Here is a 10971-nt window from a genome sequence, read left to right as displayed (position 1 = left end):
GCGCTTCGATTACCTGACAATGGCAAGCTTTTCCAAGGCCTGGTTCAACGCCAGCACGTTGACCACCGGCGGGCCGATCAATGGGTGGAGGGTGGCCTGTTCCAGCAAGGCTTGCAAGCGCTCGACCGGCAGCTGCCGTGCCGCCGCCACCCGCGGGATCTGATAGGCCAAGGCCTCCGGTGGCAAGTGCGGGTCCAGGCCGCTGCCCGAGGTGGTCAGCAGCGCCTGCGGCACTGGCCCCTGCTGCGCCTGATACAACGTGGCCGCATCGCCCTTTACCCGCTCAGCCAGCGCCGGGTTGCTCGGCGACAGGTTGCTGGCGCCGCTGGCCACGGTCGCGTAGGCACCTGCCGAGGGCCGCGAGTGGAACCAGCCATCGCCCTGGAAGTCCTGGGCGATCAATGCCGAACCCCGCACCTGGCCTTGCGCATCGCGTACCAGGCTACCGTTGGCCTGGTTCGGGAAAGCGACTTGGGCAATACCGGTCACCGCCAGCGGATACAGGGCGCCCGTCACCAGGGTCATCAACAAAGCCAGGCTCAATGCCGGGCGTAGATAAGCAGTCATGGCGGCCTCCTCAGACCAGGTTCAGGGCGTTGAGCAGCAGGTCGATCAGCTTGATCCCGGCAAACGGCACCACAATGCCACCCAGCCCGTAGATCAGCAGGTTGCGCCGCAACAGGTGCGCCGCACTGGCCGCCTGCACGCGCACCCCACGCAGCGCCAGCGGGATCAGCACGATGATGATCAGCGCGTTGAACACGATCGCCGACAGGATGGCGCTCTGCGGGCTGGCCAGTTGCATCAGGTTGAGCACACCCAGTTGCGGGTAGATGGCAGCGAACAGCGCCGGCAGGATGGCGAAGTATTTGGCCACGTCGTTGGCAATGGAGAACGTTGTCAACGCACCGCGGGTGACCAGCAGCTCCTTGCCGACCTGGACTACGTCCAGCAGCTTGGTCGGGTCGCTGTCCAGGTCGACCATGTTGGCGGCCTCCCGCGCAGCCTGAGTGCCGTCGTTCATGGCCATGCCTACGTCAGCCTGGGCCAGTGCCGGGGCGTCGTTGGCACCGTCGCCACACATGGCAACCAGGCGGCCGTCATTCTGCTCCTGGCGAATACGCGCCAGCTTCTTCTCGGGCGTGGCCTCGGCCAGCACGTCATCTACCCCCGCTTCGGCGGCGATGGCGGCCGCAGTCAACGGGTTGTCGCCGGTTACCATCACCGTGCGGATGCCCAGCTTGCGCAGCTCGGCGAAGCGCTCGCGGATGCCAGGCTTGACCACGTCCTTGAGGTGGATCACACCCAGCAAGCGCTTGTCGACGCACACCAGCAACGGGGTGCCACCACTCTGCGCGATGCGTTCGACTTCACGGGCCAGCGCCGCCGGCATTTCCAGGCGTTGCATACCGACGAAGGCCAGCACCGCATCGACGGCGCCCTTGCGGTAGCGGTGCTGCTGGAAGTCGATGCCCGACAGGCGTGTCTCGGCACTGAACGCCACCGCTTCGAACTGCCCGGCAGGCGGGTCGACAAAGTCGTGCAACTGGCGCAGGTATTCGACAATCGATTTGCCTTCGGCGGTGTCGTCGGCCAGCGAGGCCAGCAAGGCGCCCTCCCCCAGCTCCTTGGCGGTAATGCCCGGTGCAGCATGCAGTGCGCTGCAGCGGCGGTTACCGAAGGTGATGGTGCCGGTCTTGTCGAGCATCAGCGTATGCACGTCCCCGGCCGCCTCGACGGCGCGGCCCGAGCGGGCAATGACATTCAGCCGTACCAGCCTGTCCATGCCGGCGATACCGATGGCCGACAGCAGGCCGCCGATGGTGGTCGGGATCAGCGTCACCAGCAGCGCGGCCAGGAAGATCAGCGGCAGGCTGCCACCCACGAAGTGGGCGAACGGCTGCAAGGTCACCACCACGATCAGGAAAATCAGGGTCAGGCCGATCAGCAGGATGTCGAGGGCGATTTCGTTCGGGGTCTTCTGCCGCTTGGCCCCTTCAACCAGAGCGATCATGCGGTCCAGGGTCGACTCGCCCGGGTTGCTGGTGATGCGGACAAGCAGCCAGTCGGAGACCAGCCGCGTATTGCCGGTCACCGCCGAGCGGTCGCCACCTGATTCGCGTATTACCGGCGCGGACTCGCCGGTAATGGCGGCCTCGTTGACGGCCGCAATGCCTTCAATCACCTCGCCGTCGCCGGGGATCATTTCGCCGGCGACCACGCGTACCACGTCGTCCTTGCGCAGCGCGCTGGCAGCTACCGTCTCGTAGCTGCCATCACGCAGACGACGCTGGGCGGTCAGGCCCTGGCTGCCGGCCTTGAGGCTGTCGGCGCGGGCCTTGCCACGGCCTTCGGCCAACGCCTCGGCGAAGTTGGCGAACAACACGGTGAACCACAGCCACAGGGCAATCTGCACCGCAACACCGGTGCTCACGCCGCCGCCGGGGGCAAAACACAGCACGGTGGTCAGCACCGCGGTCAGGGCCACCACCAGCATTACCGGGGAGCGCTTGAGCTGACGCGGGTCGAGCTTGACGAACGCCTGCACCAGCGCCGGGCGCCACAGCGCGGCGAAGCGGGTCTGGTCCTTGGCATTGTGCCGGCTATTCACTTCAGGAATGGGCATGTTCATGATCGGTCCTCAAAAACCCAGGCTAAGGTGTTCGGCGATTGGCCCAAGGGCCAGGGTCGGCAGGAAGGTCAGGCCACCGACAAGCAGGATGGTCACCAGCAGCAAGCCGGTGAACAGCGGGCCGTGAGTCGGGAAGCTGTTCTGCCCCAGCGGCGCGCTTTTTTTCGCCGCCAGGCTGCCGGCCAACGCCAGTATCGGCAGGATGTAGCCGAAGCGGCCGATGAGCATGGCCAGGCCGATCATCAGGTTGTGGTACACGGTGTTGGCGCCAAACCCGGCAAAGGCCGAGCCGTTGTTGGCCGAGCCCGAGGTATAGGCGTACAGCAACTGGCTGAAACCATGCGCCCCCGGGTTGGTGACCGCCCCGGCCGGGCCGGGCAGGCTGGCGGCGATGGCGCCAAGTACCAGCACGCCGACCGGCATCACCAGCAGGGTTGCCACCAGAAGCTGCACTTCACGGGCCTGCAGCTTCTTGCCCAGGTATTCCGGGGTACGGCCAATCATCAGCCCGGCCAGGAACACCGCGATTAGGACGAACAGCAGCATGCCGTAGAGGCCCGCGCCGACGCCGCCGAATATCACCTCGCCGACCATCATGTTGACCATCGCCACCATACCGGTCAGCGGGTTCAGGCTGTCGTGCATGGCGTTGACCGAACCGTTGGAGGCGGCGGTGGTGGTGACCGTCCACAGCACCGAACCGGTGGTGCCGAAGCGGCTTTCCTTGCCCTCCAGGGGGGCGGTCTGCTGCACCTGCGTGCTTTCCAGGGCCGGGTTCGGCTGGTACTCGGACCACAGCGCCGTGCTGCCACCGATCAGGAACAGGGCAAGCATGCAGGCGAGGATGGCGCGGCTCTGACGCAGGTCCTTCACGTAGTGACCGAAGGTGAACACCAACGCCACCGGAATGAGGATGATCGATGCCACCTCGAACAGGTTGCTCCAGGCCGTAGGGTTTTCGAACGGGTGCGCCGAGTTGACGCCGAAGAAGCCACCACCATTGGTACCCAGCTGCTTGATGGCGATCTGGCTGGCGGCCGGCCCCAGCGGAATGGTCTGGTCGGCACCTTGCAAGGTCAGCGCGTGGGCGTAGTCGGCAAAGGTCTGCGGTACGCCCTGCCATACCAGCAACAGCGCCAGCAGCAAGCACAGCGGCAGCAGGCCGTAGAGGGTGGCACGGGTCATGTCGACCCAGAAGTTGCCCAGCGTCGTCGCGCTGCGCCGGGCGATACCGCGGCACAGGGCAACCAGCACGGCCAGGCCGGTGGCAGGGCTGACAAAGTTCTGCACGGTCAGGCCAAGCATCTGGCTCAGGTAGCTGACCGACGCCTCACCGCTGTAGGCCTGCCAGTTGGTGTTGGTAACGAAACTGACGGCGGTGTTGAACGCCAGCGACCATTCCTGGCCAGGCAGGTGCTGAGGGTTGAGTGGCAGGTAGCCCTGCAACAGCAGCACGCTGAACAGCAGCAGGAAGCCGACCAGGTTGAACGCCAGCAGGGCCAGGGTGTATTGCCGCCAGTTCTGCTCCTGGCTGGCGTTCACACCCGCCAGCCGGTAACAGCCCTGCTCGACCGGCCCCAGCACAGGCGTCAGCCAGGTACGCTGGCCTTCCATAACCTTGAAGTAGAACCGCCCGAGCCAGGGTGCTGGTAGCAGCACGATGGCAAAGAATGCCAGGAGCAAGGCGAAATCGTAACTGTGCATGGCCGCTCCCTAGCTGCGATCGGCGCGCAGCAGCGCCACCAGCAGATAAAACGCCAATGCCACTGCCAGCAGCAGTGACAGCCCGTCGAGCATGTTCATGTGTGGTTCTCCCCGTGTTACGGCTTGGGCCGCTTTGGGGAAATTGTCCGAGGGAGGGGCGTAAAGGGGCGAGATCGGGGGATGGGGGTGGGGATAAAGAATGCGTAAAGATCAGCGTTGTGGTTTGCCTGTAACAGCCTCTTCGCGGGCTCGCCCGTTCCCACGGGCACTGCACAGCCTTCACGGCCTGTGTGGTACCTGTGGGAGCGGGCAGGCTCGCAAAAGGGCCGACGCAGGCTTACTGTTGTGGCAGCTGCGCCGCGTTACGGCTCCAGTCCAGCAGGAGGCTGTAGCCCACCGCCAGCAAGGTCGGCCCGATGAACAGGCCAATGAAGCCGAAGGCAAGCAAGCCGCCGAACACGCCCAGCAGCACGATCACCAGCGGCAGGTTGCCACCACGGCTGATCAGGTAGGGTTTGAGCACGTTGTCCACGCCACTGATGACGAAGGTGCCCCAGACGCCCAGGAACACCGCCATGCCGTATTCGCCCTTCCACACCAGCCAAGCGGTGGCCGGGATCCAGGCCAGTGGCGGCCCCATGGGGATCAGGCTGAGCATGAAGGTCACCAACCCCAGCACGATCGCCCCAGGCACCCCCGCGATCAGGAAGCCGATCAGCGCCAGCAGGGCCTGCGCGGCCGCCGTGCCGATCACCCCGTTGACCACCCGCTGCACGGTAGCGGCTACCAGGTCCAGGTAATACTCGGCGCGTTCGCCCACCAGCCGGTGCAGCAAGCGCAGCACGAATGCCGCCAAACGTGGCCCGTCGCGGTAGAAGAAGAACACGAACACCAGGCTCAGGGTCAGTTCCAGCACGCCGCTGCCGATCTGCGCGCTGCGCGCCAGCAACCAGTTGCCCACCTGCCCAAAGTAAGGCTTGATCGAGGTAAGCAAGGCTGCGCCTTGCTGGTCCAGCGATTGCCAACCGTTGACCAGACGCTCGCCAACGAATGGAATGCCACCCAACCAGGCCGGTGCATCGGGCAGGCCGTCGACCTGCACGTCACGCACAAACGCCGTAGCGTCGCGAATGTGATCGGCCAGGTTGAACCCCAGCCACACCAGCGGCAGTGCCACGATCAGGATCCAGGCCATGGTCAGCAGGCCGGCTGCCAGCGTCTCACGACCGCCCAGCAGGCGCGTAAGGAAGCGCATCAACGGCCAGCTGGCAAAGGCCAGGATGGCCCCCCACAACAATGCCGATATGAACGGTGCCATCACCCACAGGCCGGCACCTAGCAACGCCACCAGCAGAATCTGGACCAGCAGGCGATCATTGTTAACCATGAGGGTGCTCGTTCAAGGGATCAGTTCAAGGTGCAGGCCGTCTGTAGGCGCACTGCCGACTTCAAGACGGCGATTGCGCACCCCGGCCTTGACCAGCGCCTCGCGCCAGGCCTCAGCCTGGGCGCCACTGAGGCTGACACGCAAGGTGCTGTCAAGGTTCAGGCTGCGGGCCAGCAGGTTTACCCAGGCGTCTTGCGGCGCAGCAAGGTCAGGGTAGTCGAGCTTGCCGGTGTCACGCATTTCGCGCAGCACCGTGGCGGCGGTTGGCAGCAGCTCGCCCAGCGGGCTGCCTGCGATGAACTCTTCCACATGCAGATAGGCACGGCGGTTGCCACGGGTAACGCTGTACAGCGCGACCAAGGTGTCGGCCTCGTCTGCCGAGCGGCGTAGCAGGATGAACGCCTGCTGCTCGTCGCCTCCGTTGAGGCGGGCATTGGCGAACACATCATTGGCCCACAGGCTGGCCTCACCGCAATCACGCCCCTGACACCAGAACAACGGGTAGCCACCGTCGCGCACAAGTGCTTCGCGGGCACTGGTGAAGGCCTCGCGTGCAGTACGCTCAACAGGCAATTCGTAGGTTACCGAGCTGACCTGACCGCGGCTTTCGACTTTGTCATCGACCCGCAGGCGGCCACTGATCTTGCGTAGCGGGCCCATCGGGTAGACGCGCTCCTGTTCCGTCGCCGGGCGTTGATCGACCACCTTGGCGTCCTGCGGGACCGGCAGGACGCCGGCCCACGACACGGGGGTGGCGAGCACCAGACAGGCAGCCAAGGCAGTGCGAATGGAAACGGGTACGCTCATTGGCGAACCAGGCGGCGCTCAGCGCCGAATTGAAGCTCCAGGATGTCTGGCAGTTGCATGGTTGTCTCCCTGTTCAACCCGCCAAGCCTCGACACTTGTCCGGTGCAAGTCAAGCAAAGCCAAAGAAGCGATTGATACAGTCTGCAACAAGGGCCGCGCCCTGCGCATCGTTCAGGTGCAGGTGATGGCCGCCGGGTAGTGTCACCTGTTCAAAGGGTAGCTGCTCCAGCAACCCGGTGTGGCGCGCCAGCATGCCGTCGGCGGCCACCACCAACAGCGCCGGGCAACTCACCCGCCGCACATAGGCCATGGCCTGGGCCTCGCTCAGGCGCATCGGCGAGGGCAGGGTCAGCCGGCTGTCGCTGCGCCAGCTGTAGCCACCGGGCACTGGCATCAGGCCACGCTGGGCCAGCAGCTCGGCCGCTTCACGGCTGACCGCGACCATGCCTTTCATCCGGGCTTGCACCCCTGCTTCCAATGTCGCATACACCGACTTGCGCTTGCCATCCAGCCGCAACTGGGCTTGCAGTGCCATCCCTAAGCGCTCACCTGCGTCCTGCTCGGCGCCAGTCGGCGGGATCACGCCGTCGATTAGCGCCAGGTGACTGACCCGATCGGGCAATGCACCGGCCAGTTGCACCGAAATGATCGCGCCCAGCGAATGCCCCAGCAGGGCGAAACGCGGCCAACCCAGTTGCTCGGCCACGCGCAGCACGTCATGGGCATAGTCGGCCAGGGCATACCCGGCGCCGAGCGGGCGGTGCTCTGAATAACCATGGCCAGCCAGGTCCAGGGCGACGAGGCGCAGACCTTTCAGTTGCGGTGCCAGGCGGGCAAAGCTGTTGGCATTGTCCAGCCAACCATGCAGGGCAATCACCGGCAGCCCGTCTTCGGGGCCGAACAGGTGTGCAGCCAGTTCGATATGGCCCAGGCTCAGACGAATTTCCTCAACGTGTGCGCTCATGCCTGGCTCCAGCGGTCGAACAGGCCCTTGATCAGGCTGGCAGTGTCGGCCGGGCGCTCCAGCGGGAACATGTGCCCACCCGGTACACTGTGGTATTCACCTTTGGGCATACTGCGCACAGCCAAGGTGTGGTGGCGACGAATGACGTTGCTCCGGTTGCCGCGCACCATGGCCAGCGGCACCTGCAACTGGCGCGCGGGGGCGGGGCTGGTATGCGGGATGCTGCGGTAGATGCTGATTTCAGTAGCAGGGTCGAAGCGCAACTGTAGCCCTTGCTCCACCACCTGCAGGCCATGTTCTACATAAGCGTCGAGGCAATCGGGATCGAAATGGCGGAACAGTGATTTGCCAGCGAAATAGTCCCGGGCGCTATCGCGGTCGTTGAACGTTTCGCGACGCCCCAGGGTGCGCCCGGCCGGTGTGATGCGGTCGATGAAACCAAAGCGTTTGGCTGTACGCAGCAGCCATTGATCAGCGCGGGTGAGCACCGGGGAGTCGAGCATCACCAGCCCCCGGTAGTACTCGGGGCAGCGCAATGCCGCGTGCAGGTGCAACACGCCACCCAGCGAATGGCCGACGCCCCAGACCGGCTGGTCCTGCTGCGCCAGGTGATGCAACAATTCATCGACCAGGCTTTGCCAGTTTTCGTCCACGGGAAAGCGCGGGTCATGCGCGTGCTGGGCCAGGTGCTGCACCTGATAGTCCGGCGCCAGCGCTGCAAACAGCTTGCCGTAGGTGGCCGATGGGAAACCGTTGGCATGGGCGAAGAAGATCTGCTGCGACATGGCGCCTGGTCCGGACCGGAATGATGGCCCATTGTCTGCATCGCGGGGCGGTTCGGCAATGTCCATAAAGGTCATCGGCGAGGGGGATCAGGTCATGCCGAGCGGTCGAAACTGCTCAGCGACCGACGCAGGCAGGCCTGCATGTAGGCCACTTGGCTCTCCAGCGCCTCGCGGGCCAGACGCTGGTCCTGGTAGTCCAGTTGCAGGCGGCGCAAGGCCAGACAACTGATTTGCAGCAGGTGCGAGACCCGCAGGCAGGCCTCCTGCAGCGTCCGCAGGTCCTGCTCGCATTGTTGCCTCGCAACAGGGTCCAGCCCGGGGTTGTCGTTCACCTTGCGCATCAGGTGGTAAAGCTTGGCATCGGCCGATTCACGCAGCAGGCTGTATTGGGCGAAATCCAGCGAAGTACCTTGGTCAACCTGTTCCAGGGTGGGTTGCAGGTCCAGGGAGCGCAACAGCTCCAGCATTTCACCCCTCATTCGCCGTTCCCTGATATTTGCCATGTGGCAACGCTAGCAAGCGGTGGTGAAGTGCGGCAACTGACAAAAATGCCAGTTGCCTTATCGATCTTTACCCATGCCAGCATTCAGACGCGAGCGAAACAGTGGCCTGCACAAGCCATGGGAAGTTCACGCGGGTGAGTGGATGGCCCGAAGCGTCATCAACCCGGCCAGCGGCCACTCCCCTTCCAGTTCTGCCAGGCTGGCAGTGCTCATGGCTGCCGGCTGTTGCCTGTGGCCGTGCTCCAGCGCACCGACCAAGGTGCCTACCAGCGGCTGGTGGCTGACCAGCAGCACATGCTCAAGCCCCAGGCGCTCGATTTCGCCGATGACCTGCTGTACATCACCCTCGGGCGTCAGCCAGGGCACGGTGCGCACCGGTTCGGCGAAACCCAGGGTGTCATGCACCAGTGCGGCGGTCTGCTGGGCGCGTACGTAAGGGCTGGCGACAATCGCCTGCAATGGCTGCCCGATCAGGTAAGCCGCACTGTGCAGCACCTGCTCGCGACCATGGGCCGTCAACCGGCGCTCGGCATCTGTCTTGGCCCGCGGCTCAGCTTCACCGTGGCGCAGCACCCACAGCTTCACAGCTTGGGTTCCTCGTCACGCACCGGATGCGCGGCCGGTGCCACGGCGTGCGCGGCTTCACCTTCCGGCGCACGCGGGGCCGGCCAGTCAGCGAACGGCCATGGCTTCTGGTCGCTGTGGAAACTGCCGAAGCGACCAATCTGTGCCAGGTACTGGCTCAGGCTGTCGCCGAAGTTCATCAGGCTGGCGCTGGGCGCGCCATACACCAGTCGGTAGATCAGCTGTACCAGCACCAGGCCACCCAACAGCAATTCGGCCAGTTGCCAGACCACCAGGAACACCAGCATCCACAGCACCCGCAGGATGATCGACTCGCGCTGGGCGCGTTCGGGCGTATCGTTCATGTGTTGCTCCTTGCTCGTGTCAGAGCCGCCAAGGGCTCAGTTGAAACCGCTGATGGAAATGAAATCGACATCGGTCTTGGGCTCGGCGCGCATCAGGTGCTCGATCACCTGGTTCAGCGTGCGGCCTTCGAACAGGATGGCATGCAGGCCGGCCACCAGCGGCATGTACACCTGCACTTGCTGGGCCTTGGTCTTGAGCACCTTGAGCGTGTTGACCCCCTCGGCCACTTCGCCCAGGCGGTTGACCGCCTCTTCCAGGCTTTGGCCCTGCCCCAGTGCGTAGCCAACCTGATAATTGCGGCTCTTGGGCGAGGAGCAGGTGACGATCAGGTCACCGACACCGGCCAGGCCGAGGAAGGTCATGGGGTTGGCGCCCTGGCTGACGGCGAAACGGGTCATCTCGGCCAAGGCCCGGGTAATCAGCATGCTCTTGGTGTTCTCGCCCATCCCCAAGGCCACAGCCATGCCGGCGATGATCGCGTAGACGTTCTTCAGTGCACCGCCCAGTTCGACGCCAAAACGGTCGGCACTGGCGTAGACGCGGAAGGTACGCCCGTGCAGCACGGCCTGTACCTGCTGGCACAGATCTTCGTGCTCACTGGCCACCACTGTGGCAGTCAGTGCATGTTCGGCGATTTCGCGCGCCAGGTTGGGCCCTGACAAAACGCCGATGCGCGCCTCGGGGGCGATTTCTTCGAGGATCTGGCTCATCAGCTTGAAGCTTTGCGCTTCGATGCCCTTGGTCAGGCTGACCAGGCCTTTGCCGCGCAGCAGCTCGGCATGCGGTGCCAGCACGCTGCGCAAGGCACTCGATGGCAGGGCAACGAAGATCAGCTCGCTGGCCTGCAGGGTGGCCAGCAAGTCGTTGACCGGCTCAACCCCATCGTGCAGGCGGATACCCTTGAGGTAGCGCGGATTCTCGCGATTCACACGCATGGCCTCGGCCTGCGCCGGGTCGCGCATCCATTGGCGCACCGGCACACCGTTTTCCGCCAGCAGGTTCGCCACGGCGGTGCCGAAGCTACCGCCGCCCAGAACCGCAACAGGTTGCTGTTCAGTCATATCCAATCCATTAAAGCCAAAAGTTAAGTGGCGACCCCGCCATTATACGGCTCGCCTGCCATGCGCCAAGGTCAGCAACGCAGATCACACTGTCATGGCCACGTTGCACCAAATGCAGGCGCGAGCTTGCTGGCGATGCGCCGCACCGGCGGCGCTCGATTTCCGCCCCCACGAAAGCGTCAAGACAGGCACGCTGCA

General features: G+C 64.6%; 12 protein-coding genes. All 12 read right to left on the bottom strand.

Annotation, left to right across the window (positions count from 1 at the left end):
* Positions 1 to 9 precede the first annotated feature (9 nt).
* Positions 10 to 567, bottom strand: coding sequence for a potassium-transporting ATPase subunit KdpC (gene kdpC, locus REH59_RS08985; protein ID WP_003251480.1), 558 nt, complete (start codon positions 565 to 567; stop codon positions 10 to 12).
* Positions 568 to 577: 10 nt separating this feature from the next.
* Positions 578 to 2632, bottom strand: coding sequence for a potassium-transporting ATPase subunit KdpB (gene kdpB / locus REH59_RS08980; protein ID WP_003251482.1), 2055 nt, complete (start codon positions 2630 to 2632; stop codon positions 578 to 580).
* Between the two features lie 9 nt (positions 2633 to 2641).
* Positions 2642 to 4336 carry a potassium-transporting ATPase subunit KdpA gene (gene kdpA / locus REH59_RS08975; RefSeq protein WP_014860312.1) on the bottom strand — a complete coding sequence of 565 codons (1695 nt, stop codon included), beginning with the start codon at positions 4334 to 4336 and terminating at the stop codon, positions 2642 to 2644.
* 9 nt (positions 4337 to 4345) lie between these two features.
* A complete protein-coding gene (gene kdpF / locus REH59_RS08970; RefSeq protein WP_003251485.1) occupies positions 4346 to 4435 on the bottom strand; it encodes a K(+)-transporting ATPase subunit F in 90 nt (29 codons plus the stop codon).
* Positions 4436 to 4673: 238 nt separating this feature from the next.
* Positions 4674 to 5723, bottom strand: a complete 1050-nt coding sequence (locus REH59_RS08965; protein ID WP_014860313.1) for an AI-2E family transporter — start codon at positions 5721 to 5723, stop codon at positions 4674 to 4676.
* A 12-nt stretch (positions 5724 to 5735) separates the two neighbouring features.
* Complete coding sequence (locus REH59_RS08960; RefSeq protein ID WP_003251489.1) at positions 5736 to 6530, bottom strand: DUF4892 domain-containing protein; 795 nt, start codon at positions 6528 to 6530, stop codon at positions 5736 to 5738.
* A gap of 109 nt (positions 6531 to 6639) precedes the next feature.
* Complete coding sequence (locus REH59_RS08955) at positions 6640 to 7494, bottom strand: alpha/beta hydrolase (protein WP_014860314.1); 855 nt, start codon at positions 7492 to 7494, stop codon at positions 6640 to 6642.
* Positions 7491 to 8279: an alpha/beta fold hydrolase gene (locus tag REH59_RS08950; RefSeq protein ID WP_003251493.1), complete on the bottom strand. Its 789-nt coding sequence runs from the start codon at positions 8277 to 8279 to the stop codon at positions 7491 to 7493. Before REH59_RS08950 ends, REH59_RS08955 begins: the two co-directional genes overlap by 4 nt.
* A gap of 92 nt (positions 8280 to 8371) precedes the next feature.
* Complete coding sequence (locus tag REH59_RS08945; protein ID WP_014860315.1) at positions 8372 to 8746, bottom strand: hypothetical protein; 375 nt, start codon at positions 8744 to 8746, stop codon at positions 8372 to 8374.
* 162 nt (positions 8747 to 8908) lie between these two features.
* Entirely contained in the window at positions 8909 to 9367 is a 459-nt protein-coding gene (gene sixA, locus REH59_RS08940) for a phosphohistidine phosphatase SixA (protein ID WP_012051746.1), read from the bottom strand.
* The gene (locus REH59_RS08935) at positions 9364 to 9711 is read right to left on the bottom strand and encodes a DUF4389 domain-containing protein (protein WP_003251499.1); all 348 of its coding nucleotides are present in this window, start codon (positions 9709 to 9711) and stop codon (positions 9364 to 9366) included. Before REH59_RS08935 ends, sixA begins: the two co-directional genes overlap by 4 nt.
* Positions 9712 to 9747: 36 nt before the next feature.
* Positions 9748 to 10773 carry an NAD(P)H-dependent glycerol-3-phosphate dehydrogenase gene (locus tag REH59_RS08930; RefSeq protein WP_010954935.1) on the bottom strand — a complete coding sequence of 342 codons (1026 nt, stop codon included), beginning with the start codon at positions 10771 to 10773 and terminating at the stop codon, positions 9748 to 9750.
* Between the last annotated feature and the right edge of the window lie 198 nt (positions 10774 to 10971).

Origin of the sequence: Pseudomonas sp. BO3-4 (assembly GCF_034044115.1) — a bacterium.
In the GTDB taxonomy this organism is placed as follows: Bacteria; Pseudomonadota; Gammaproteobacteria; order Pseudomonadales; family Pseudomonadaceae; genus Aquipseudomonas; species Aquipseudomonas alloputida.
The sequence above is the reverse complement of the archived record's forward strand: the minus strand, read 5'-3'. Positions and strand labels throughout refer to the sequence as shown.